The sequence below is a fragment of the Streptomyces sp. TAA040 genome (genome assembly GCF_000424845.1).
Window position 1 is genome coordinate 116,366 of sequence record NZ_AUKR01000013.1, and the last position, 22,933, is coordinate 139,298.

Here is a 22,933-nt window from a genome sequence, read left to right on the forward strand (position 1 = left end):
CAGGGCAGAGAGCGCCTCGGGTCCCGGTTCCGCCCTCCTGTGCGGGGAGAGCAGAAGTTAGCTGCCTCCATTGTGGACTAGACCAATCTGTCTGTCCATGCCCCGAAGGAACTTCTCGGCGCGGGGGCGGTGATGCCGAGGTGCCGTCGATTCTCGCGCACCACGCGCCGCAGGGACAGAGCCGCGCACCGACGCGTCCGGCACGGAGCCCGCCGCCGCGGGTCCGTCCCCGGCCCGGCGACGGACCCGCGGCGGCCCCGAGCCGCCGGGGTGTGCTCAGCGGGCAGTGCCCACGACGACCGTCGCGTCCGCCTCCTCGCAGGTGACCAGCCGGGGCACCAGGCCGCCCGCGGTGACGGCCGCGACGGCGGCCCGGGCCTGGCGCCCGCTCGTCTCGAACAGCAGCGACCCGCCGGACGCCAGCCAGCCGCCGGCACCGGACGTCACCCTGCGCAGGACGTCGAGCCCGTCCGCTCCGCCGTCGAGCGCCACCCGTGGCTCGTGCACCCTGGCCTCGGCCGGGAGCAGCTCCACCTCGTCGCTGGGCACGTACGGCACGTTCGCCAGCAGCAGTCCGACCCGGCCGCGCAGCCCGCCGGGGAGCGCCGCGTAGAGGTCGCCCTCGTGCACCTCGCCACCGGCGGCGGCGAGGTTGCGCCGGGCGCAGCGCACCGCGACCGGATCGATGTCGGCGGCGTGCAGGGCGGCGGGCGGCCGCTCCGGGCCGAGGGCTGCGGCCAGTGCGGCGCCGAGCGCCCCCGAGCCGCAGCAGAGGTCCACCACCACCGGGGCGGGGTCCGCGAGCAGCGCGGCCTGCCGGACCAGGAACTCGGTGCGGCGGCGGGGTACGAAGACCCCTTCCTCGACGCCGATCCGCAGCCCGTGGAACGCGGCCCAGCCCAGGACGTGCTCCAGCGGGAGGCCGGCGGCGCGGCGCTCGACCATGGTGGTCAGGCGGGACGGGGAGGGGGCCTCGGCGACGAGCAACCGGGCCTCGTCCTCGGCGAAGACGCAGCCGGCGGCGCGCAGCGCGGCGACGACGTCGGGGGGTGGCGGAGCGGGGGAGGGGCACATGGCGAGCCTTTCGGGAGCACCGACGGGCGCTCCCGCGCTCGGCCCCGGGACGGAGCCGCCCGGCGGTGCGGAGAGGACGCCCGACCTGACACCGCGGACATCGGGCCACCTCCTTCGGCGTCCGGGACCATCGGGGCCCGGACGCCACGGGTCCGGACCGGTCGACCCGGCCACCCTACCGAACGGCTCTCCGCAGGTGGCGGGGCTCGGTGACCGGAGGCGCGGTGCCCTTCGGGCAGGTCCGCCCCGGTACCGGGGTGCCCGCGCCGGTTAGGCTCCCCGGGTGCCCTCCATGAACGATCTCGTACGCCAGCACACCGCCCTCGGGGAGAGCGACCTCGAATGGCTGCACCTGCTGGTCTCCGAGTGGCAACTGCTGTCGGACCTCTCCTTCGCTGACCTGGTGCTCTGGGTGCCCACCCGGGACGGCACCCGGTACGTCTCGGTCGCCCAGATGCGTCCCAACACCGGGCCGACCTCCTACCAGAACGACATGGTCGGGCACCTGGTGCCGCGCGGGCGGCGTCCGCTGCTCGACGCCGCGCTCGACGAGGGCCGGATCGTCCGCGAGGGCGATCCCGAGTGGCGCGAGGAGGTGCCGGTGCGGGTGGAGTCGATCCCCGTCCGGCGCGAGAGCCGGGTGCTGGGCGTCATCGCCCGGAACACCAACCTGCTGACCGTGCGCACACCCAGCCGGCTGGAGCTGACCTACCTGCAGAGCGCCTCCGACCTGGCCCAGATGATCGCCGCCGGGACCTTTCCGTTTCTGGGCCAGCAGGTGGACATGGACGCCTCTCCCCGGGTGGGGGACGGGCTGCTCCGGCTCGACGTGGACGGCCTGGTCCAGTACGCGAGCCCCAACGCGCTCTCCGCGTACCACCGGCTCGGACTCGCCGCCGACCTGGTGGGCATGCACCTCGGTCATGCGACCGCCGAACTGGCCCCCACCCGCGGAGCGGTGGACGAGTCGCTGGTCAAGCTGGCCAGCGGCTGGGCCCCCCGGGAGGCGGAGATCGAGGGCAACGACTGCGTGGTGCAGTTGCGGGCCATCCCCCTCAAACCGAAGGGCACGCGCATCGGTTCGCTCGTGCTGCTCCGGGACGTCACCGAACTGCGCCGCAGGGAACGCGAGCTGATCACCAAGGACGCCACCATCCGGGAGATCCACCACCGGGTGAAGAACAACCTCCAGACGGTGGCGGCGCTGCTGCGCCTCCAGGCCCGCCGGATCGGCGCCGCAGGGGAGAGCAGCGCCCGGGAGGCGCTGGAGGAGGCCGTCCGTCGGGTCGGCTCGATCGCCATCGTCCACGAGACTCTGTCCCAGAACCTCGACGAGCGGGTCGAGTTCGACGAGATCGCCGACCGGGTGCTGGCCATGGTCGCGGAGATCTCGCCCGGCCGGGTGACCGGCCGGCGCACCGGCCGGTTCGGGATTCTGGACGCCGAGGTCGCCACTCCGCTGTCGATGGTGTTGACGGAGGTGCTCCAGAACGCGCTGGAGCACGGCTTCGGCCCGGGAGAGCGCGGCTCGGTGGAGGTGGGGGCCGTCCGGGGCGGGGGAGTGGGCGGGCAGGCGCCGCGGCTGCTGGTCACCGTGTCGGACGACGGGCGGGGGCTGCCGGAGGGCTTCGACCCGCGTACCGCGGGCAATCTCGGCCTCCAGATCGTCCGCACCCTGGTGGAGGGTGAGCTGGGCGGCACCTTCGACATGCTCCCGGTCGAGGCGGGGGGCACCAAGGTGGTGCTGGACCTCCCCGTCGTCCCGCAGAAGCGCTGACCTCCTGCGCGAGCGCTCGGGGCTTGCTGAATCAGCAAGGCAACTTGCCGCACGGTGCGGGCGGGCGGAGTATCGCCGTGAACGGAGGTGCTTCGCATGACAGCACGGAACACGGAACGGAATCCGGCGGCCCCCGCCGAGCGGCACTACGACGTGGTCGTCATCGGGGGCGGGGCGGCGGGACTGAGCGCGGCGCTGACCCTCTCGCGGGCCCGGCGCACGGTGCTTGTGGTCGACAGCGGCAGCCCGCGCAACGCGCCCGCCTCGCACGTCCACAACTACCTGGCAGCCGAGGGCACCCCGCCGGAGCGGCTGCTCGCGACCGGCCGTACCGAGGTCGCCGGCTACGGCGGTGCGTTCCTCGACGCGGAGGTCGTCGGGGCCGAGCCCGCGCCGGCCGGGGACGGCTTCCGGGTGCGCCTCGCCGACGGGTCCGCCGTCCGGGGGCGGCGGCTTCTGGTGACGACCGGGCTGGCCGACGAGCTGCCGGCCGTGCCCGGGGTCGCCGAGCGATGGGGTCGGGACGTCCTGCATTGCCCGTACTGCCACGGCTGGGAGTTCCGCGACCAGGCCGTCGGCGTCCTGGCCACGGGCCCGCTCGCCGCACATCAGGCGCTGCTGTGGCGGCAGTGGACCCCGCGGGTGGCCCTCTTCCTGCACACCGCGCCCGAGCCGGGCGACGAGGAGTACGAGCAGCTGGCCGCGCTGGACGTCGCGGTGGTGGACGGCGAGGTGGCCCGGCTCGCCGTCACCGGGGACCGGCTGACGGGTGTGGTGCTCGCCGGGGGGCGGACGCTGCCCTGCGATGCGCTCGTCGTCCTGCCGCGCGCCGTCGCCGGGGTCGGCCACCTGGCCGGCCTCGGGCTCCGTGTGGTGGCGGAGGAGAGCGGCGGCCACGTGCTGGGCAGCCGCATCGACGCGGATGCCGCCGGGGCGACCGGGGTGCCCGGCGTCCGTGCCGCGGGCAACGCCACCAGCCTGACGGAGACGCTGATCGGTGCGGCCGCGGCCGGGGTACGGGTGGCCGGGGCGCTCAACGCGGAACTGATCGCCGAGGACGCGGCGCGCTCGGTTGCCGCCCGGCGGATTCCCCGGGCCGGCGCTCCGGCCTTCTCCCCGGAACAGGAGAGCGAGGTGAGCGCAGCGGTTCTCGGCGAGCGCCGGCACGGAATGTGAGCCCCGCTCGCGTTCCGGTAGCGCGCCCCCGCAGAACGCACGGCCCGGCGGACGGACTTCCTCCTGCGTAGCACGCAACGAGCCCCGTTTACTCACCACTTGAGAGTGAATAAACGGGGCTCGTTGTTGACAGTGTGCGAGTGCGCACCGGGGGAACTGCGCGCTGCGGCTCGGTTCAGCTCGGCTGGCTGGGCGTCAGGCGGTGGCCTTGCGGGCACGGTTGCGGGCGGCACGGCGCTTCATCGCGCGGCGCTCATCCTCGCTGAGGCCACCCCATACACCGGAGTCCTGGCCGGACTCCAGGGCCCACTGCAGGCACTGCTCCATGACGGGGCAGCGGCGACAGACGGCCTTGGCTTCCTCGATCTGCAGCAGCGCAGGACCGGTGTTGCCGATGGGGAAGAAGAGCTCGGGGTCTTCCTCGCGGCAAACGGCGTTGTGACGCCAGTCCATGGCTGCTCCATCTCCTACGCGTTTCGGGCTTGTTGCTTGTGAATGTGAACGCTTTCACGAATCCCTCCGCAACTGAAGGGCTGACCCTGAAAATGTGATGCGGGTCGCATGAGGATGCGGAGGGGGTTCCGGCTCTCAAGGGGCCCATTGAAGGGCTGTCCCGATCGCCATGAAGAGACTCGCAAACCTGGGCGGCGGATACAACCCCTTCCGCCAAGTTTTTTTTGAATCCTTGGTGTCTACTCACTCACAGCCGTACTTCTAGTGGGTGGAGGCTGGCCTAAACGTTCGACTGGAAGGACTTTCGGCCGTTCCGCTTACACAATCACACGCAGTGCACGCCGTACGCCTGTGAAGGCCACACCAAAACGCAGTCCCAGGTGGTCACCATCCATCTGAAACGGCAGCGGAACCTGCGAATGCAAGGTGAAGTCGGTTTCGTCATGGAGCGTGACCGCGTGCTTGCCGTGCGGTCCCCGACGCGGCCCCGAGGTGAGCAGCTGGGTGCCGTAGCGGGTCACCGCGGCCGGTGAGAGCCGGGCCAGGCCCAGCACGTCGAGCGCGGTGTCGAAGGACGCCCGCGGGGTGGCGTACACCGGACGATTGCCCAGGTAGGTCCACGGCGAGGTGTTGCAGACTATGGAGAGCACCATGCCGGTGAGCGGGTCCGCACCGGGGCGCTCCAGTGTGATGGTGCCCTCCCTGCGGTGGGAGTCACCGAAGAACTGGCGCATCGCCTGCCGCACGTACAGCGCGTGGGTGGAACGCCGCCCGAGTTCCCGCTGCTGTTCGACCCGGCCGACGACACCGGCGTCGAAACCGAACCCGGCGCAGAAGGTGAACCAGCGGGCCGGCAGGGCCTCGTCCTCGGTCCCCGGCGCACCCCTGGCGCGGCCGAGGCCCACCGTGCGGCTCCGGCCGGCGGCGAGCGCGTCCAGCAGTGCACCGGTGGCCTCCACCGCGTGGTTCGGCATCCCGAGCGCCCGAGCGAAGACGTTGGTGGAGCCGCCGGGGACCACCGCCATGCTCGGCAGCCCCTCCGGATCGGGCCCGTCGTGCAGCAGGCCGTTGACGATCTCGTTCACCGTGCCGTCACCGCCGAGGGCGATCACCAGCTCGGTCCCTCCGTCCTGCGCGGCCTCCCGGGCGAGCTCGCGGGCGTGGCCGCGCCTCTCGGTGGTGGCGACCTCCAGCTTGAGGTCGCTGGCCAGCGCGTGGGCGAGGACGTCCCGGGTGCGGGCACTGGTGGTGGTTGCCTTGGGGTTGACCACGAGAAGCGCGCGCATGCTGTGCAGAGTACAGACCGGAACGAGTGCGGACGTAACCCGTCCCGCTGCCCGGGCACGGCAGAAACGCGTCCCTGCGCCCCCGTGCCGCCCGCGCCGCCACGGCTACCCTGGCCGGGTGAGTACGGACTCCCGTGGCCCCTCGCCCGAGCACACCTCCGGCGCCGCCGCTCCCGAAGCGCGGCACCCGCGTCCCCGCCGGGTCGCGCTGGCGGCCGCACTGGTCGGACTGGAGGGCCTGGTGGTGGCGGCCGGCGGCGCCGGGATGCTGGTGCTGCTCGCCTTCGGCGACCGGCCGGACAGTATGACGCAGGCGGTCGCCGGAGCGGTGACCGTCCTGCTCCTCGCGGTGCTGCCCCTCGTCACGGCCCGGGGGCTGTGGCGGTCGCGCCGCTGGAGCCGCAGTCCGGCCGTGCTGGTGCAGCTCCTCGCCCTCCCCGTGGGATGGCAGATGGGCAGCAGCCAGGGATGGTGGGTGGCGGCCGGGCTCACGCTGGCCGCCGTCGCCGTGACGGTGCTGGTCTGCCTCTTCCACCCGCGCACCCACGCCGCCCTGGACGTGGGGCGGCCGGAGGCGGCGCGGCCGGCCACCGGGCGCCCGGGCGCGGACGACGCCTGACCACCGAGGCGTCGGCGGCCGGGCCCCGCAGCGGCCCGGCCCGCTCCCCGCGGGCTCACTCCTCGACGAGCAGACGGGCCCGCAACTGGGCCAGCGTGCGGGCGAGCAGCCGGGAGACGTGCATCTGCGAGATGCCGACCTCCTCGGCGATCTGCGACTGGGTCATGTTGCCGAAGAAACGGAGCAGCAGGATCTTCTTCTCCCGCGGTGGCAGCTCTTCCAGCAGCGGTTTCAGCGACTCGCGGTACTCCACCCCCGCCAGGGCGTCGTCCTCGGCGCCCAGGGTGTCCGCGACGGCCGGCGACTCGTCGTCGGTGTCCGGCACGTCCAGCGAGAGAGTGCTGTAGGCGTTGGCTGACTCCAGGCCCTCCAGCACGTCCTCCTCCGAGACGGAGAGCCGCTGCGCGAGCTCGTGCACCGTCGGGGCGCGGCCGTGCTGCTGGGACAGTTCGGCCGTCGCGGTGGAGAGCGAGAGCCGCAGCTCCTGGAGCCGCCGCGGCACCCGGACCGCCCAGCCCTTGTCGCGGAAGTGACGTTTGATCTCGCCGACCACCGTCGGTGTCGCGTAGGTGGAGAACTCGACGCCGCGCTCCGGGTCGAAGCGATCCACCGACTTGATCAGGCCGATGGTGGCGACCTGGGTGAGGTCGTCCAGCGGCTCGCCGCGGTTGCGGAAACGGCGGGCCAGGTGCTCGACCAGCGGCAGGTGCATGCGCACCAGCGCGTTGCGGAGCTCGGCACGCTCCGGGGAACCGTCGGGGAGCCCGCGCAGTTCGACGAAGAGCGCACGGGCGCCACTGCGATCGTGCGGGTCGGCGGCGTGCCGGCCTTGCTGGTGCGCGGTCTCCACGGGCCCCTCCTGCCTCCCGGCCCGCTCCGCCGTCCGGCCGTGCTCGGCCGATGGGGCGGGGTCCGCCGGGTGGTCCGGGTCGGCCGGGTGGGGCCGGGCATGCTGTTCCGGGATAGCCGCGTCCGCCGCCATTTCGTGGCGGCCGACCGGTGTGTCGCGCTCCAGGTCGTTCATACCGGCCCCCTCCTCCCGTGCTGGCCCGTCGGCATCCGTCACGATGCTCCGGGATCAGCGCCACGCTTCTTGTGCAGGCTGATGCTGACCGTGCGGTCGTCGGCCACCGTGGAGTCGACCTCGCCGGCCAGCGCGGAGAGCACCGTCCAGGCGAAGGTGTCGCGTTCCGGCGCACGTCCGTCCGTGGTGGGCGCCGACACCGTCACTCTCAGTGAGTCACCGACGAGCTTGAAGACGCAACTGAGCACACTCCCGGGAACGGCTTGCTGGAGAAGGATCGCGCAGGCCTCGTCGACCGCGATGCGCAGATCCTCGATCTCGTCGAGGGTGAAGTCCAAGCGGGCCGCGAGGCCGGCCGTAGCCGTCCGCAGCACCGACAGATAGGCACCCGCCGCGGGCAGTCGGACCTCGACGAAGTCCTGCTCCCCACCTACGATCTGGGACACCCTCACCTCCAAGGTGACACAATCCGGTCTGGCTGCCGGAACCGCCTTCCCGGGGCCCGCCCTCGGCGGGCGGCGGGTGTCGGCGCGGCAGTCGGTTCATCTGCGACGCTATCGCGATCTGTGGCATGCTGTCGCCCGGATGGGGCGGGGCGTCTCACACTGCGAACGTAACCCATAGTAAACACATGGGTACTGTCCGTGGCTAGGGTCTGTCCGGCATCAATTCCGAGAATATTACGCAGCGTTGCTTCGGCTGTCGCCCTCGGACGCGCCGTCGGTCCCCGGCCCGCCGTCGGCCGTGCGGGCCAGTAGGTGCAGCGGTTCCCCCGTCATCCGCTGCACGGTCCATCCGTCCATCGACTCGGCCCCCAGTGCCCGGTAGAACCCGATCGACGGCTCGTTCCAGTCGAGGACCGACCACTCGAACCGCGCGTACCCCCGCTCCACACAGATCCGGGCCAGCGCCGCGAGCAGGGCGCGGCCGTGGCCGCCGCCGCGTGCGGCCGGACGCACGTAGAGGTCCTCCAGGTAGATGCCGTGCGCCCCGGTCCAGGTGGAGAAGTTCCGGAACCACAGGGCGAACCCCACCGGCTCCACCGCTGCCTCCGCACCCTCGTCGGCTCCTGTCTCCGCGGCCCCGGCCGGCGCCTCGGCGAGCAGGGCGAAGACGGCTGGCTGCGGCCCGAACAGGGCCTCGTGCAGTTGCTCCTCGGTCGCCCTTGCCTCCTCCTCCGCGCGTTCGTACGCGGCGAGTTCGCGGATCATGGCACTGAGGACCGGCACGTCGGCCGGGGTGGCGGCTCGGATCATGGGGAGAGCCTACGGCCCGCCCCGGCGCCCATGGCGCCCGCCCGCCGCGCGTGCGGCACGCCCGTGCCTGGTGGGCGGGAGCGGGTTCAGCCGGTGATGACGGCGGCGAGCACGCTACCGGGCCGGAACGCGCCCTCCTCGGCGAGCACCGTCAACCCGAGCAGCATCTTCGCGACGTGCACCGGCTCCGGCGCCACCGCGTGGCGCCGGGCGAAGTCCGCGGCGAAGCGGTCCAGCTCCTCGGTCCGCCGCCCGTAACCGCCGCCGTGGAAGCGCTCCTCCAGCGACCAGGTGCCCCGGGGGCCGCCGAAGGCCTCCCGTTGCAGGCGCACGATCTCCGCGGCCAGGAAGCCGCCCCTCACCACCGGGAAGCCGAGCACCTCGGGCCCCTCGGCCGCCGCCCCGGCCAGGGTCCCGCCGGTGCCGCAGGCCACCGCGACCAGGTCGGCCCGGCCGTGCAGCTCACGTCCCAGCTCCGCGCAGCCCCGCACCGCGGCCGCGTTGCTGCCGCCCTCCGGCACGGCGAAGAACGGCCCGAACCGTTTCCGCAACTCGTCCTCCCAGGCTGTCCGTCCAGGCCCCGACCTGCGCCGGTACTGCGCCCGGGAGACGAAGTGCAACCGCATGCCGTCCGCCCGGCAGCGCGCCAGCGAGGGGTTCAGCGGCCGGTCGGCCAGTTCCTCGCCCCGGACCACGCCGATCGTGCGCAGCCCCAGCAACCGCCCGGCCGCGGCCGTCGCGCGCAGGTGGTTGGAGTACGCACCGCCGAAGGTGAGCAGGGTGCGGTGCCCGGCTGCCCCCGCGTCCCGCAGGTTCGGCACGAGCTTGCGCCACTTGTTCCCGGGGAGCGCGGGGTGGATCAGGTCGTCCCGTTTGAGCAGCAGCCGCAGTCCACGTGCGGTGAACCGCGCGTCGGACGCCTCCTGGAGCGGAGAGGGGAGCCGTGGCGGAGGGAGCGCCGGGTGCGACGGCGGGCCGGGACGTGTGGTCATGCCCGCGATTGTCGCCGCCCGCGGCGGCCGGTGCTCACCTCAGCCGCTTGCCGATGCGCTCCCGCATCGCGTCCATGGAGAAGCCACGCGGATCGATCTTGCGGTTCGTCCACTCCAGATGGCCGATCACCGAGCGCTCGTTCCACCCGTGGTGCCGGCAGATCGCCGCGGCGGCGCGCTCGATGGCCTCCAGCTGGACCTCGGGCCACGGGTCGCGGCCGTTGCCGAGGTTCTCGCACTCGAAGCCGTAGAACCGGCTGTTGCCGTCGGTGTTGTGATCGTTGGGAGGCGGGGTCCGCCGCTCGGCGATGACCGCCCGCAGTACGTCGGAGTCGCCCAGCCCGGCGTGGTTGGCCCGGCCGTGTCCGATCAGGTGCACGCGGCCGTCCTTGGTGATCACGCCGTGGCACAGTGGGCCCGGCAGTCCCGGGTAGCCGTTGCGGCACAGCTCGACGGTGTGCCGCGACCCGCTGGTGACGGTGTGGTGGATCATCACACCGTTCAGGGGGCCCCAGGCTCCCTGCCGGTTGCGGTTGTGGGTGCGCCAGCCGTCGTACTGGACGACGGTCAGGTCTTCTCGGTTCAACGCGGACAGCAGACTCTTCGCGGTGATCGGTGGTGCCATACTCTACTTTTACCCAGTGCGACCATGGAATGACAGGGGGTAGTCATCCTCGATGTGCGCGCCGGGGTGCGCCGAACGGCGCGTGCGGTCGCCGCGCGCCGGACGGACTCACGGGCCGGGAGGGTGCGCACGGGGGAGTAGGTTTGGCGACATGCCTGGTATGGATGTCCTGCCGCCCGGCGCGTCCGACGCGCCCCGCCCCGCAGGACCCGCGAAGCCTTCGGGAACCGCAGCGCACCCCGCTCCCCCCGTACCGGCTTCCGGTGCCGAGGGCGCGGACGCGGACCCCGAGCGCCTGGCCGTGTCGGCGGGGAACGCGGCCGGGCCCCTGCCCGCGCTCCACCCCGCCTCGGCCGCGCCGGTGCCGAAGCGGCTGGTCGAGGTGGACGACCGGCTGACGGCGGACGCCGCCTTCAAGCTGGTCTGCGAGGGGACGGCGCTGCTCTGGCGCGGCGACCACCCCGGTGCCCGGCAGTTGCTGACCGCGATGGGCCGGCGGGCCGACCGCAGCCGCCCCGCACCGGCCGGGGCCGCGCGGGAGGCCTTCCACCTGCACCGTCGCGCACAGGGCCGCCGGGCGCGGCTGCTCGGCATGCTGCTGGTGCCGCTGGAGGACGGCTACCGCGTCCCGCTGGGTCGCGCCCCCGAGGTGCGGGAGGCCTGCGAGGCGGCGTACGGGCCCTACCCCGCCCACGGCGGTCCGCTGTGCGTTCCGCTGCGCGAACTGACGGGAGTCGTCGGCGCGTACGAGTGGCGGCGCAAGGGCGTGCCGGTGCCCGCGCTCGACAGCGACCGCGTCCACCCGCACCACGGGGTCTTCGCGCCGGTGCGCGGCGAGTACGTGGACCTGGTCGCCGGGGCGCCGCTGCCCGAGGACCGCTCCTCGGCCTTCGACATCGGCACCGGGACCGGGGTGCTCGCGGTCCTGCTGGCCCGCCGCGGCGTCGGGCGCGTGGTGGCGACCGACCTCGACGCGCGGGCACTGGCCTGTGCGACGGAGAACGTCGAACGGCTCGGGGCGGCCGACCGGGTCGTGGTGGAGTCCGCCGACCTCTTCCCGGCGGGACGCGCGCCGCTCGTCGTCTGCAACCCGCCCTGGGTACCGGCCAAGCCCGCCTCCGCGCTGGAGCGGTCCGTCTACGACCCCGGCAGCCGGATGCTCCGCGGGTTCCTGGTCGGACTGCCGGCGCGGCTGACACCCGGGGGAGAGGGCTGGCTCGTCCTTTCCGACCTCGCGGAGCACCTGGGACTGCGGACTCGGACCGAACTGCTGGATCTGTTCGCCGCGTCGGGACTGCGGGTGCTGGAGCGGCACGACGCCCGTCCCACGCACCCGCGGGCGAGCGACACCGAGGACCCGCTGTACAAGGCCCGCGCCGCCGAGGTGACCTCGCTCTGGCGGCTCGCCGCGGTCTGACCGCCTGCCGCCCCGCCACTGCACCGCCCCGCCGCTCGTCCGGGGGAGTCCGGAGGGGGCCGGGGCAGCCAGGGGGTCCGAGGAGTTCGCGGAGGCCGGGGCGGTCAGGGGGTCCGGAGGTCACGTCCAGCCGGTCAGCAGCACTCGCGAGCGTCCCTCCCGGTAGTGGGCCAGCGCCTCGGCCGCAGGTGGCACAGTGTCTGCGGGCAGGCTGTCGACCGGTGTCCAGCGGACAGCGGAGTGCTTCGCCGGTTCTGCGTTGCGCAGGGTTCCGGACCAGCGCCGGGTGGCGAGGACGACCGTGAGGAAACCGTTTGGCGCGTCCACGCCGTGGGCGCCGTGCACCACGTGCGCCAGGTGCAGGTCGTCGGGCTCGACCACGAGCCCCGTCTCCTCGCGCAGCTCGCGCACGGCCGCGGACGGCAGCGGTTCGCCCGCCTCGCACTTGCCGACCGGGAGGTCCCAACAGCCCGGTGAGAAACGGGACTCCGGGCCACGTTGCAGCAGCACCACCCGGTCGGTCGCGGGGTCGTGCACGAGGACGGCGGCGACGAGCAGCGCGGAAGCATGGGCGGTGGACGGTGGCACGCGGCGGCACCTCTCGGATCGTTCGGCCCCGGCGGACCCCGGCGGACCCCGGCGGGTGCGCCCGTTGCGGGCGTGCCCGGACAGTGTCCCATCCCGGCCTCCGGCCCTGCACCCGCTTTCCCCGTCCCGCACGCCGTTGCCCGTCCGCCGAACGGCGGACGGGCAACGGGGCTCCTGCACCGACGTACGCCTGCGCAGCCTGTCGATGCGGGTACCGACGGACCGGGAGCCGTGTGGGGGCGCGACGGTCCGTCAGTCGTGCGGGCGCCGGTCAGCGGACCTTGGTCAGCGCGTCCTGCTTCTCGAAGGCGCTCAGCCCGTTCGCCCAGAGCTGGTTCACCCGGTTGATCTCCGTCCGGTTCGGGTTGGCGTTGGTGCACGAGGGGCCGGGGCCGCCACCGGACATCAACTCGCTGCACGGCCCCAGGTAGTTGTCCGGCAGGCCCAGCACGTGGCCGGTCTCGTGCGTGGTGACCCGGGTGGAGTCGTAGGTCAGGTTCTGCTGGTAGTCGAGGAATATGTAGCCGTTGCCCCGCCCGTCGGTGTAGGCGAACGAACCGCGCGGGTCGTCGCCCTCGTAGTACCGGAAGTCCGCGTTGCCTCCCTCCTGGAGCCGCACGTTGCTGACGGACGAGTTCCAGATCCGGGTGCTCGCCGCTATCTCGCTGCGGAAGCTGGGTGCGCCGCCGGCGTCGTAGGTCACGGTGACGGCCGCCGCCTGCGGGTTGTCCGCCTGTTTCTCCAGCGCGGACTTCATCACGGCGCGGAAGAACGCCCGGTTGCCGGCTGCGTCCTCGGCGGGGGACCCGGAGTAGGCGAGGGTGCTGAACCCGGCGGTGTCCGGCGCGGGGGTGGCCGAGGCCGAGGTGGTGGGGACGGCCGCGAGTGCGGCGGCGAGGCCGAGGCCGAGGACGGCCGAGAGTGCCGACTTGTTGTGCTGCATGGGGGGTTCCTTCCCTTCCGCCGGGTGACTGCCGGTCCGCCGGGAGTGGGGCGGCGGCCGGAGTGAACCGGCTGAACGTTCGGTCGAGCCGAGTCTCCGGGACGGAACGGGGGCGGCGGATGATGTCAGTCGGCGATAGCTTCGGCCCATACCCCCGTCGGAAACGCCCGGTTCACCGGGAATCCGCGCCCTGGTGTACATGACAGGCCTGCGTCTATGCTCCGGGCGTGGAGCTCGAAGTCAGGCACCTCCGGGCACTGTGCGCCATCGCCGACACCGGCAGCGTGCGCAAAGCCGCCCGCCAACTCGGCATGACCCAGCCCTCGTTGACCACCCAGTTGCGGCGGATCGAGAACGCGGTGGGCGGCCCGCTCTTCGTCCGCGCCCGCAGCGGGAGCCGGCCGACCCCGCTGGGATGCACCGTGCTCAGCCGCGCCCGGCCGCTTGTGGCCGAGATGACCGCCCTGGTGAGCGAGGCCAGGAGCACCGCACGCCGCACAGCCGGGACCGGGCTGCGGATCGGCAGCACCGGCAGCACCGGAAGCCGGGCGGTCGCCGGCTGGCTCCAACTGCTGCACCTGCGCTACCCGGACCGGGACACCACCATCCACATCGACGTCTCCGCGAACGCCCTGCTCCAGATGCTCGCCGCCGACCAGCTCGACGCGGCCTTCGTCCACGAGGTGGTGGGCTCGCCGCTGCGCCTGCCGCCCGGGGTCGGCACCCGGGTACTCGTCGCGCGCGAACCCCAGTTCGTCGCCGTGGCGGCGGCCCACCCCGCCGCGCGCAAGCCGGTGCTCGACATCGCCGACCTGGCCGGGGACCGCTGGATGGTGGACCCCGCGGCCGACGGTGAATGGGACGGGCTGCGGCGGGTGTTCGCCGCGGCCGGGGTCGATCCCCGGATGGTGCTCGGGGACTACCTGACCGCGGCCGAACTGGTCACCGCGGGCGAGGTGGTGCTGCCGTGCCAGCCGACCGCGCACCCCAGGCCCGGTATGGTCATCCGCCCCCTGCGCGGGGACCCGCTGGCGGTGCGGCTGCTGATGGCCTCCCGCGCCGGGGACGGTGCCCCCGGACCGGAGGGCGGGGAATCGGCGCCGGAGGGTGCGGACGCCGGTGCGGACGCCGAGATGGAGGCCGTCTTCACCGACCTGCGCACCGCGTACGAACGGATCGCCCGCGCGAACACGGTCTACCTCCGGTGGCTGCACCGGAACGACAGCCCGCTGGTCGCCTGAACCCCCGGGCTCAGCTCCGGTCGAACTGGGCGGCGTACTCCTTCAGCAGTTGCGACTGGCGCTTGCCCACCGGTGTCTTCGGGGACTCGCCGGCCAGCGCGGACTTCAGCATGTCCAGGCAGATGTGCCAGCCCGCCGCGTTCCGCACCGCCCAGTCGCGTCCCTCGAAGATGCTGGTGAGGACCAGCGCGGTCCGGTCCGGCTTCTCCTCGTCGGGCGCCAGCTCGATCCGGATCGGGTCGCCGTCCCAGACGAAGGCGAACACCCGCTCCGGGACCGCCTCGGTCACCTCGCCCTTCGTCGGGGGATCGTCGTCGCCCTCGAAGGTGAACGTCATCTCCGCACCGGTGGACGGCCCCCGGTAGTCGACCCGGGCCGGGAACCAGCCGGCCATCCGGTCCGGTTCGGTGAGAGCGGCCCAGACCTCCGTCACCGGGTGCCGGTAGGTGCGCTCGAAGCGCAGCGTGTGCCGGTCGCCTTTACTGTGCAGGGTCGTCGTCGCCACGTTCCCTCTCTCTGTCTCCGGTGCGGTCGGTCGATCAGCCTAACCCGCCGTGCGCGACCCGCCGGGAAGCACGGACGTCCAGGTCGCCGGGCCGGAAGGAGTCGGAACCGACCTCCCGGGGCCCCGGTCCCTCCGGTGGCCGCGGACGTTCAGTCCCCCGGGGCGGTGAGCCACGCCCTGAACGCGTCCAGCGCGCCCGGTGGGCCGTTGGAGCCGAGGCTCCGCGCGAGGTCGGCGATCGAGACGGCGCGCAGCGACTCGCGCCAGGCGGTCTCCGCGTCCGCCATCACGCGGGCGATGCCGCAGGCGGCGGTGCAGGACTCGGGCGGCGTGGCCAGCGGGCCGCGTTGGCGGATCTCCGTGCACACGAAGGCGGGACCGCTCCCGTCGACGGCGCGGACCACGTCGAGCACGGTGACGGCCGCCGGGTCCCGGGTCAGTGCGTAGCCGCCGGCCTTCCCCTGTACGGAGTGGACGAGCCCGGCACGCGAGAGGGCCTGGAGCTGCTTGGCGAGGTAGCTGGGGGAGACGTCGTGCAACTCCGCCAGCCGGGCCGCCGGAACCGGTTCGTCGACCGAGGTGAGCACGACACAGCAGTGCAGCGCCCACTCCACTCCTCCGGACAGCCTCACCCGGACACTCTAACGCCGGACCTTGACTCGGATGCCGAGTATCCGGGTATTATCCCGGATGTCGAGTGTCCGAGTTCCCGTGATGGTCGGCTGGACGGTCGGGCGGGCCGTCCAGCCCGCCCCGCCCCTCCCCGTCGGGACGGACGCCGCCCCCGGACGGAAGGCATGACATGAGGATCTCGGTAGTCGGCGGCACCGGACTGGCCGGTGCCCGGGTCGTCGAGGCGCTGAACGCGGCGGGCCACGAGGCGACGCCCCATTCCCGCTCCACCGGCGTCGACGTCGCCACCGGCAAGGGCCTGGACGAAGCGCTGGTGGGTGCCGAGGTGGTGGTCGACGTGACCAACTCGCCGACCTCCGACGAGGCTTCCCTCGCTTTCTTCCGCGCCGCGACGGACGCCTTGCTGACCGCCGCGCGCAAGGCCGCGGTGCGCCACGTCGTCGCACTCTCGATCGTCGGCGTCGACCGGGTGCCCGAGCTGGACTACTACCGCGCCAAGGTGCTCCAGGAGGATGTCCTCAAAGCGGGTCCGCTGCCGTACTCGATCGTCCGGGCCACCCAGTTCATGGAGTTCGTCGAAGACGTCCTGTCCTGGACGGCGGACGGGGACACCGTCCGGCTGCCCGCCACTCCGATCCAGCCGATCGCGGTGGCGGACGTCGCGGCCCTCGTCGCCGAGGTCGCGGCGGGTGCCCCGCTGAACGGCACCCTCGACCTCGCAGGTCCGGAGGTGTACCCGTTGGACGAGCTCGGCCGGATCGCCCTCGCCGCGCGGGCCGACGCCCGCACCGTCGTCACGGACGACTCCGCCGGTCTGTTCGCCGCCGTCCGCGGCGACGCGCTCATCGCGAAGGACGGCGCCCGGATCGCCCCCACCCACTACCGGGACTGGCTCTCCTGACCTCTTCCCGTCCGCATCCCGTGGAGCCCGGGCGGCGGCTCCACGCGACCGCGCCCGGCCGCGGAGGCCGCCGCTGGGGCGGCGGCCTGCGGGCCGGGTGCGGGGGAACGGCCAAGCGATCAAGAAGACCGCAGGTCAGAAGGCCTGACCGGAGATCAGGCCTTCTTGGTCTCCTAGTAACCGGCCAGGTCGGTGACCTGCGGAGTCGTTCGCTGCGGGCCGCTGACCTGGCCTTTTCCGGTTGACCAGCGATGGTGCGTGATGGTCGTCATCGGGTGTCCTGCGGACTGTGTGCGGACTGCTCCGCTGTGAGCCGCGCGGGGCTGCCTCGGCGCTTCAGCTGCGGCGGTCGAGCACACTCTGCCTCGTACTGGCGTGGGTTCGAGCCGTGTGAATCCTGTACAGCTATGTGGCGACTTCGGCGTCGTCAGCGGTCGCGTTCGGCGTGGCGGCCTTGTCAGAGAGTGAGGGAGTGGTGGGCAGCCGTTGAGCGATGACTGCGGCGATCGCTGCGACGCCAGCAAGCGCGAGGCCGACTACACGAGGGCCTGTGAGTGCCAGCAGCGGGCCGCCGAGCGCTGAGCCGGCCGCGGACCCAAGGTTGAACCCGGAGCCGAGCCAGGCGTTGGCTTCCGTGTGTCGCGGCGCGGCGATGCGTTCGTCGACGAGCAGGTATGCGATGACGAATATCGGCGTCATGGGCACGCCGAAGCAGAAGACGGCAAGAATCAGCCAGGGGGAGGAAGAGAGGGCGGCCACGAGGAGGGCGCCGACGACAAGCGCGGCGGTGGCGACGGCGTAGCGCGTCCGCAGGGAAGAGTTCCACTTCTTGCGCCCATAGGCCAGGCCGCCGACTGCGCCGCCGAGAGAGAAGGACGCGAAGGCATAGCCGGACGAGATGATGTCGGCGAAGTTGGCGGTGGCCGCCGGGATGATGACCGTGAGTCCGCCGCCGCAGAGGCCAAGGACGATCACTGGGACGGTGATGCCTCGCCCGTCGCGGGTGAGTATCAGCGAACGCCTCCGCGCGGTCTTGGCGGCATCGGAGGTGTCGCTCTCAGTGTCCTCGGCGGCCGGGAGAGTGCGAAGCACTGCCACGAGACCCACCGCGGCGGGTAGGAGGATGACGGCTCCGCCGACGGTTACCCAGCGAGTGTCGATCAGCGCCATGGCTGCGGACCCCAGCAGCGGGGTGGCTACGAAGGTCAGTTCTTCAATCGTCGAATCGAGCGCGTGGATGCTCTGAAGGTGTTGCTTGTCTGGCATTACGCGGGACCAGAGAGCTCTCAGACTGGGCGAGAGCGGTGGGAAGAAGGCGCCCGCTGCCGCTGTGAGTGCCAGCGGCACCTGCCAGTACTTCATGCCGGTCGCGGTGGCGGCTGCACCGAACAGCAGGACGCTGAGCGCTGCCATAAGGATCAGGGCCACCGGTCCGCGGTGCTCGCACCAGCGTGCGCGTGCCGGGCCGGGCACGGCAATGGCGAGCATCAAGGCTCCGGAGGCCAGGCCGGCGATGCCGATTCCATAGTGCTGGGCGAAGGAGATGAGCACCGCGAAGGGTATGAGGCCAGCCGGGAGCCGGCTCAGGACACCGAGGGCAAGGCCCGTTTTGGCTCTCGGCGTGGTGAGCGTGGTGCGGTAGCCGGGGGCGGCGGTGTCGCTCAAGTGGTAGCTCCCGTGTGGAGGTTCGGTCGAGAAATGCTGAGGGTGTGCGTGGCTTCGGCCCATCGGCACACGGTCGCCAGGGCGCTGTCGAGGCATGCCGGGTCGTGGCCGTCGAGGAGTTGATGCCCTTCGAGCGTGGCAGTGCCTTTGCTGACTCGTGCTGCGATGCGTCCAGCGAGGGCGGTTCCCACGAGCACGGGCATGCCGAAGTAGCCGCACTCTCGCCTGGCCGCCGGCTTGTATGCCTCCAGCAGGTACTCGACGCCGAATAGCCGCTTCATGCGTGGCCGGTGCCACACCAGCGAGTCGAACGGAGAAAGAGGGGTGCACGCCTCCTGGTTCGGTTGCGGCCCGTCCATCGCGGAGTTGGCGACCCATGTGGGTTCTCGCCAGCCCTCAACATGGCATTCTTCCGCGTTGTCGAGTTCCCTCAGAAATGAGGTGACCGCGCGGGGCGGGAGACGGAAGTAGTCAGCGACGTCTCCTGCAGTGCCGATGCCGAGCGCTTCAATCGCGAGGCGGGTGAGCGCACGGAGACACTCGTCATCGGTGAGAGCGTTGCTGAGTAGATGATCCGGAAGCACGCTTTGCGCCGCTTGGTACACGCGCTGCCAGCTTCGCCGGTGTACACAGACCAGTTCGCCGGTGGCCAACAGCCACTCCAGAGCCCACTTGTTAGCCGAGGAGCGTTCCCAGCCACTGCCCTGGGCACCACCGAGGTCGCTGATGGTGACAGTTTCCTGGTCGGCGATGACGGTGCGCACATGGTCTACTGCTTTTGAGTCGACCGTTGGGCCCCTCCATCCCTTTGTGGCGAAGGCGCGCCGGCGGAACGCGAACAGCGGCCAGAGGGCGAGAGGAACCAGTGACGCCGCGTGCGCCCAGTACTCGAACAGTATGGGCGGTGCCGACTCGTCGATCAGGTGACGGGCGTCTTCAGGAGTGGCACCGCGGGCTAGCTGTACTAGTTCGTGGGAGCGGCGTATTACGTTGATCGTGTCGAGTTGGATGCAGCCCAGGTGGCGGAGAATGTCGGTGGGATGGCGGGGGCTGTCAGCGGTGTGTAGCCCTTGGGCGGCCACTGCGATGGAGCGGGCCTGCTCCGCCGACAGCTCAATCAACGCCTTCCTCCGACGTGGTTTCTTCGAATGTTCCGCGTGCCTGGAGTGAGTCGGCGTGCAGCAAGACGATGCGGGCGATCGGCTGGCCGCGGTGCACGGTGGTGGTGGCGGTGGGTCGCACCGCGATGCTCAAGCCGTCGTCCTTGGCCATGCGGGCTGTGATGGAGCTGCTCAAGATCCCGACTGGGACTTCTAGGCCCGTGGTGCCCTCCAGGGGCAGGATGAGAAGAAAGTAGCCGCGGGGCACGTCCGCCGTCCAGCCCATGCGCCACTCGACCGTTCCTGCGCCGTTGACCAGGAACATGTTCTCCCAGCCACGCGTGGTACGGAACTGGTGCAGGTGGAGCCAGCTACTCTTCTCCACTGCTAGGTGCGTCTTCTCCCGCTGCCACAACTCTGTACGATTCGCCGCCCGCCCGGCTGCCTCTGGTTCCGATGCCCCGTCAAGTTCGATCTGGTCCAGCGGGGAGAAGGTGACGTCTATCGGGCTGTGCACTTGCCAGCCCAGTTCACGCCCCATCACCCAGGGAGCACAGTGCTCGGGGCGCCTCTCGGCCCGGACGAAGCGGAAGTGCTCCCGGTAAACTGCCGCGTCTTTTCTGCTGTGAGCGCGGTCGACCTGGTACTTGCTCGGCATGACTGCCCATGGGTGGATCTGGCGGAACGGCACTTCAATGGGCAAGGGAGGACCTGCACCTTTCATGACGGGGGGCGGCCCCCGCGGGCTGCTGCTCGCGGGGGCCTAGTGGACGATCTGTAGCTACAGGCTGGCTACGCGCTGGCCTTGGTGCTGGCGCTCAGCTGTGCTGCGGCCTGATTGAGCTTGCTGTCCTCGTAGGAGACCTGCGAAGAGTCGAACACCGAGACGCTGCAGGGGCCGTAGCCGACCCTGATCTGGTCGTACTGCACGTCTCCGCCTTCCTCCGCGGGCAGGGAGAGGTCGACACCGTCGAGGTGGACGACAGACAGGCTGTGAGGGCTGAACTTGAACTCGATCTTGTCGTCGTCGTCGGGCACGGTCCGGGCGAAGAGGCCGCAATAGACGGTGTTGTCCTGCTCGTCGACCGCGATGCCGCGCGGGCCCGGGCCCACGGGGATGTAGCGCGTCGCCTTCAGCTCCTCGGTGTCGATCACCGCCACCACGGAGTTGCGCTCCAGGGTGAGCAGGGCGTACTGGTCGTCGGTGGTGAAGGCGACCGCCCGACCACCATCCCCCATGACCGGCACCTTGGCTATGACCTTGTCCGTCTCCAGGTCGATGACGGGCATCGCCGCGATGGCGTTGCACGCCACGTAGGCGCGCTTGCCGGCGCGGTCGATGTTCAGGCTGTAGGGGAAGGAGTCTTCGCCGATGTGGATGCGGGCGACCTCACGGATAGACTCCGGACGCCCCCCGTCCACAAGGCCGCTTAGGTCGAGCTTAGAAACGTAGCCCGATCCCCAGATGCACACGTACGCAGACCGGCCGTCCTTGCTGATGGCCATGTGTCGCGGGTCGCGAGCCACTGCGACCTGGGTGACCTCCGTACGCGACTCCAGGTCCACGACGGACACGGTGTTCGAACCCGAGTTGGACACCAGCATGTACCGCTCGCCGGCCACGATGCCAAGGCCACGAGGGCCCGAGCCGACCGTGATCCGCGCCACCTCTCGACGCGTCAGGGCGTCGAGCTCGGAGACGGTGTTGGTGCTGGTGTTGGACACGAATCCGCGACCATCACGGGTGAACTTCACGCTACCGCGCGGAGCGTTGCCGACGGAGATCTCCTTGTGGACGGTGTGGGAAGACGGCCCGTCCTTGCGGATGACGGTGATCTGTCCGGAGTCGGTGTCGGTCGAGTAGATCTCAACGCTCACGTTGTTGTCTCCAACTGTCGGCTTCCGTCACCTTCCGTGGCGGCTGCGTTACTCAACCGACGCTATGCAACGCATGTGCGTGCGGTCTATGCCTGACGTTCAAGTTGGCTGAGAAGGTGATCTTGACAGGGCGCAAGCGGGCGACCCGCCCAGTGGCCTTCAGCGCGGGCGGGCGGGTCCACAGCGACGAAGCCCGCGGGGCGTTGGGCCCCTGGGGGCTGTGCGGACCGCGAGGCCCGGTGCGTGGCCATGCACCTGGCCCGAAGCCGAAGAACGTCAGGCAGTGATCTCGGCCGGGGAGGAGGCGGGAGGACGCACCCCGGTCAGTTCTTCGCTGCGGTCCAATAGGCGCGGGGCGAGTTGCGGGTAGTGGCCCCGCGCGACGGCCTGGAGCATCTCGGCGAGGGCACACAGCTCACCGATTCTGCCGGCTGGCGTGGCGAGGACGGAGGCGAACTCGATGCGGACGCGTGCCGCGACATCGGGGACGAGCAGGCTGTTGGCGTGGAGGAGCCCTGGGTCGTAGCCGACAGGGACGCGGCCCCAGCGCTCCCAGTCCAGGAGGGTCAGGGGTGGCCCGGTGATGTTGCCCCAGTGGAGGTCACCGTGGCTGGTGGCACGCTCGATCTTGGCCGGAGCGGGAATGCCGAGGAACTGGGGGAAGGCCCGGTCGATCCATGTGTCCCGCACGGTCTCCTTGACGCCCTCCACACTGGTCAGTTGGTCGAGAGCGTGCCGTAGACGTTCCCACCACTCGTCCGGGAGGTCCGGGTTCTGGGTAAGGTCCGGCTGCGTAGGGGAGATCACGGGTCGCGGCACGAGGTCCGACAACTCCGATTCGAATGACCACTCGCCTTCGACCCAGTCGTAGACCCGGTGCAGGGCAGGGCGCGGCACCTCGTGTGGCACCAGGACCGAGGCTCCGACGGTGCCTTCCCCGTTCTTCCGTCCGGCGTTCTTCGCCTTGCTGCGGCTGACCCGGAGCCAGTGTCGGCCCGACTGGCGGCCCAGGGTGAAGCCGGCGAATCCCCATGCGGGCGGCCCGGTGCAGGTCAGCCCGAGGGCCTTGGCGGCGTGTTCGTGCGCAGCTTCCATCAGGGTCCGCGTGGCTTCATCCGGTGGCGAGTGCATCAGTCACCCTTCTGAGCTGGGCGGGGGCGAGTGGCGAGGTAAGGACTTTGGCGTCATCTTCCCAGTGCTCACGGCTGCTGGCCGATGTCAGTACGACGTCCAGAGCCGGGCATGCCCCGGCGGCCAGGAGCGCCGCGGCGGCAGCCGACGCCCCGGGCCGGATGAAGTTCACCAGTTCGGGTGTCATGGCACTCAACAGCTCGCCGCCGTGCAGTGGCGCCGAGCCGTAGGTGATCATTCCGGCGTCTTTCGCCTGTACCAGCGGGCCGGTGTCCTGGAGTGCCTGCCTGATCGGGGTGTCCATGATCAGGCTGACGGGCATCTGGAGGCCAATCAGGTGGTGACCATCCGAGCCGGCCGCTTCCCTGGCGAGCGTCACCAGCTCGGGCACCTGGAACGCTCCCTCGGTGAGGCCGGACCAGGTGGCGACGCCGTAACCACCGATCCGACGCCGCTGCACCAGCTCTTCCAGAACCGTGAAAGCCTCTCGCAACCTCCGGTGCAGCGTTGCCCTGTCGGATTCGTGGCCGGCTCGTTCGGGATTGTGTACGAACACTACGTCCGCCCTGCCGAGCAGGGTCACAGCTACGGCCGGGAAGCCTTCCAGCTGGCCCAAGCCTCATCTTCGGGGTACGTCGCCCGTAGACTC

Annotated in this window: 24 protein-coding genes; 6 read left to right on the forward strand and 18 right to left on the reverse strand. The window is 71.5% G+C overall.

Translation table 11 applies throughout. The annotated features are described in order from the left end of the window. Positions 1–276 precede the first annotated feature (276 nt). Complete coding sequence (locus H300_RS0113575) at positions 277–1,074, reverse strand: putative protein N(5)-glutamine methyltransferase (protein ID WP_028427870.1); 798 nt, start codon at positions 1,072–1,074, stop codon at positions 277–279. Positions 1,075–1,366: 292 nt separating this feature from the next. On the opposite strand from H300_RS0113575, the gene H300_RS0113580 reads away from it, so the two are divergent. Both H300_RS0113580 and H300_RS0113585 read left to right on the forward strand, forming a co-directional pair. Next, positions 1,367–2,851, forward strand: a complete 1,485-nt coding sequence (locus H300_RS0113580; RefSeq protein ID WP_028427871.1) for a PAS domain-containing sensor histidine kinase — start codon at positions 1,367–1,369, stop codon at positions 2,849–2,851. Between the two features lie 96 nt (positions 2,852–2,947). Continuing rightward, positions 2,948–4,027, forward strand: a complete 1,080-nt coding sequence (locus H300_RS0113585; protein WP_051270021.1) for an NAD(P)/FAD-dependent oxidoreductase — start codon at positions 2,948–2,950, stop codon at positions 4,025–4,027. A 195-nt stretch (positions 4,028–4,222) separates the two neighbouring features. On the opposite strand, the gene H300_RS0113590 is transcribed toward H300_RS0113585, so the two are convergent. Further along, a complete protein-coding gene (locus H300_RS0113590; protein ID WP_028427873.1) occupies positions 4,223–4,480 on the reverse strand; it encodes a WhiB family transcriptional regulator in 258 nt (85 codons plus the stop codon). A gap of 317 nt (positions 4,481–4,797) precedes the next feature. Continuing rightward, positions 4,798–5,766 (reverse strand): diacylglycerol kinase family protein, encoded by a 969-nt coding sequence (locus H300_RS0113595; RefSeq protein WP_028427874.1) that lies wholly within the window; start codon positions 5,764–5,766, stop codon positions 4,798–4,800. 118 nt (positions 5,767–5,884) lie between these two features. On the opposite strand from H300_RS0113595, the gene H300_RS26735 reads away from it, so the two are divergent. Next, positions 5,885–6,385 carry a hypothetical protein gene (locus tag H300_RS26735; protein ID WP_037980234.1) on the forward strand — a complete coding sequence of 167 codons (501 nt, stop codon included), beginning with the start codon at positions 5,885–5,887 and terminating at the stop codon, positions 6,383–6,385. A 55-nt stretch (positions 6,386–6,440) separates the two neighbouring features. On the opposite strand, the gene H300_RS0113605 is transcribed toward H300_RS26735, so the two are convergent. The 5 genes from H300_RS0113605 to H300_RS0113625 all read right to left on the reverse strand — a co-directional run bounded on the left by H300_RS0113605 (position 6,441) and on the right by H300_RS0113625 (position 10,282). Beyond that, the gene (locus H300_RS0113605; RefSeq protein ID WP_078515970.1) at positions 6,441–7,409 is read right to left on the reverse strand and encodes an RNA polymerase sigma factor SigF; all 969 of its coding nucleotides are present in this window, start codon (positions 7,407–7,409) and stop codon (positions 6,441–6,443) included. Positions 7,410–7,447: 38 nt separating this feature from the next. Further along, the gene (locus tag H300_RS0113610; protein WP_028427876.1) at positions 7,448–7,855 is read right to left on the reverse strand and encodes an anti-sigma regulatory factor; all 408 of its coding nucleotides are present in this window, start codon (positions 7,853–7,855) and stop codon (positions 7,448–7,450) included. A gap of 234 nt (positions 7,856–8,089) precedes the next feature. Next, complete coding sequence (locus H300_RS0113615) at positions 8,090–8,665, reverse strand: GNAT family N-acetyltransferase (RefSeq protein ID WP_028427877.1); 576 nt, start codon at positions 8,663–8,665, stop codon at positions 8,090–8,092. A gap of 86 nt (positions 8,666–8,751) precedes the next feature. Beyond that, positions 8,752–9,657, reverse strand: a complete 906-nt coding sequence (locus H300_RS0113620) for a pyridoxal-phosphate dependent enzyme (RefSeq protein WP_028427878.1) — start codon at positions 9,655–9,657, stop codon at positions 8,752–8,754. Positions 9,658–9,691: 34 nt separating this feature from the next. Continuing rightward, positions 9,692–10,282 (reverse strand): peptidoglycan recognition protein family protein, encoded by a 591-nt coding sequence (locus tag H300_RS0113625; protein WP_078515971.1) that lies wholly within the window; start codon positions 10,280–10,282, stop codon positions 9,692–9,694. A 160-nt stretch (positions 10,283–10,442) separates the two neighbouring features. On the opposite strand from H300_RS0113625, the gene H300_RS26740 reads away from it, so the two are divergent. Continuing rightward, positions 10,443–11,699: a N5-glutamine methyltransferase family protein gene (locus H300_RS26740; RefSeq protein WP_078515972.1), complete on the forward strand. Its 1,257-nt coding sequence runs from the start codon at positions 10,443–10,445 to the stop codon at positions 11,697–11,699. A gap of 120 nt (positions 11,700–11,819) precedes the next feature. Here the strand turns inward: H300_RS26740 and H300_RS0113635 are convergent, their stop codons facing one another. Together H300_RS0113635 and snpA are read right to left on the reverse strand one after the other, a co-directional pair. Continuing rightward, positions 11,820–12,287, reverse strand: a complete 468-nt coding sequence (locus H300_RS0113635; RefSeq protein ID WP_028427880.1) for an NUDIX domain-containing protein — start codon at positions 12,285–12,287, stop codon at positions 11,820–11,822. A gap of 271 nt (positions 12,288–12,558) precedes the next feature. Continuing rightward, on the reverse strand, positions 12,559–13,230 hold the full coding sequence (snpA, locus tag H300_RS0113640) for a snapalysin (RefSeq protein WP_028427881.1): 672 nt from the start codon (positions 13,228–13,230) through the stop codon (positions 12,559–12,561). A gap of 227 nt (positions 13,231–13,457) precedes the next feature. Between snpA and H300_RS0113645 the strand changes: the two genes are divergently transcribed. Then, positions 13,458–14,471 carry a LysR family transcriptional regulator gene (locus H300_RS0113645; protein ID WP_028427882.1) on the forward strand — a complete coding sequence of 338 codons (1,014 nt, stop codon included), beginning with the start codon at positions 13,458–13,460 and terminating at the stop codon, positions 14,469–14,471. Between the two features lie 10 nt (positions 14,472–14,481). On the opposite strand, the gene H300_RS26745 is transcribed toward H300_RS0113645, so the two are convergent. Together H300_RS26745 and H300_RS0113655 are read right to left on the reverse strand one after the other, a co-directional pair. Further along, the gene (locus H300_RS26745; RefSeq protein ID WP_051270022.1) at positions 14,482–14,976 is read right to left on the reverse strand and encodes an SRPBCC family protein; all 495 of its coding nucleotides are present in this window, start codon (positions 14,974–14,976) and stop codon (positions 14,482–14,484) included. 149 nt (positions 14,977–15,125) lie between these two features. After that, the gene (locus H300_RS0113655; protein ID WP_037980236.1) at positions 15,126–15,608 is read right to left on the reverse strand and encodes an RrF2 family transcriptional regulator; all 483 of its coding nucleotides are present in this window, start codon (positions 15,606–15,608) and stop codon (positions 15,126–15,128) included. Positions 15,609–15,778: 170 nt separating this feature from the next. Here H300_RS0113655 and H300_RS0113660 point away from each other — a divergent pair, with 170 nt between their 5' ends. Continuing rightward, positions 15,779–16,510 carry an SDR family oxidoreductase gene (locus H300_RS0113660; RefSeq protein WP_028427884.1) on the forward strand — a complete coding sequence of 244 codons (732 nt, stop codon included), beginning with the start codon at positions 15,779–15,781 and terminating at the stop codon, positions 16,508–16,510. Between the two features lie 405 nt (positions 16,511–16,915). On the opposite strand, the gene H300_RS29300 is transcribed toward H300_RS0113660, so the two are convergent. From H300_RS29300 to H300_RS26765, 6 genes are all read right to left on the reverse strand, one after another. Next, positions 16,916–18,175: an MFS transporter gene (locus tag H300_RS29300; RefSeq protein WP_028427885.1), complete on the reverse strand. Its 1,260-nt coding sequence runs from the start codon at positions 18,173–18,175 to the stop codon at positions 16,916–16,918. Beyond that, positions 18,172–19,296 (reverse strand): DNA glycosylase AlkZ-like family protein, encoded by a 1,125-nt coding sequence (locus H300_RS26755; protein WP_051270023.1) that lies wholly within the window; start codon positions 19,294–19,296, stop codon positions 18,172–18,174. Before H300_RS26755 ends, H300_RS29300 begins: the two co-directional genes overlap by 4 nt. Further along, entirely contained in the window at positions 19,289–19,978 is a 690-nt protein-coding gene (locus H300_RS26760; protein WP_158678366.1) for a hypothetical protein, read from the reverse strand. Before H300_RS26760 ends, H300_RS26755 begins: the two co-directional genes overlap by 8 nt. 89 nt (positions 19,979–20,067) lie before the next feature. Then, positions 20,068–21,153 (reverse strand): hypothetical protein, encoded by a 1,086-nt coding sequence (locus H300_RS0113680; RefSeq protein WP_028427886.1) that lies wholly within the window; start codon positions 21,151–21,153, stop codon positions 20,068–20,070. A 276-nt stretch (positions 21,154–21,429) separates the two neighbouring features. Beyond that, on the reverse strand, positions 21,430–22,248 hold the full coding sequence (locus H300_RS0113685) for a hypothetical protein (protein ID WP_486583797.1): 819 nt from the start codon (positions 22,246–22,248) through the stop codon (positions 21,430–21,432). 16 nt (positions 22,249–22,264) lie between these two features. Next, entirely contained in the window at positions 22,265–22,900 is a 636-nt protein-coding gene (locus tag H300_RS26765) for an aldo-keto reductase family protein (protein WP_486583799.1), read from the reverse strand. Positions 22,901–22,933 lie beyond the last annotated feature (33 nt).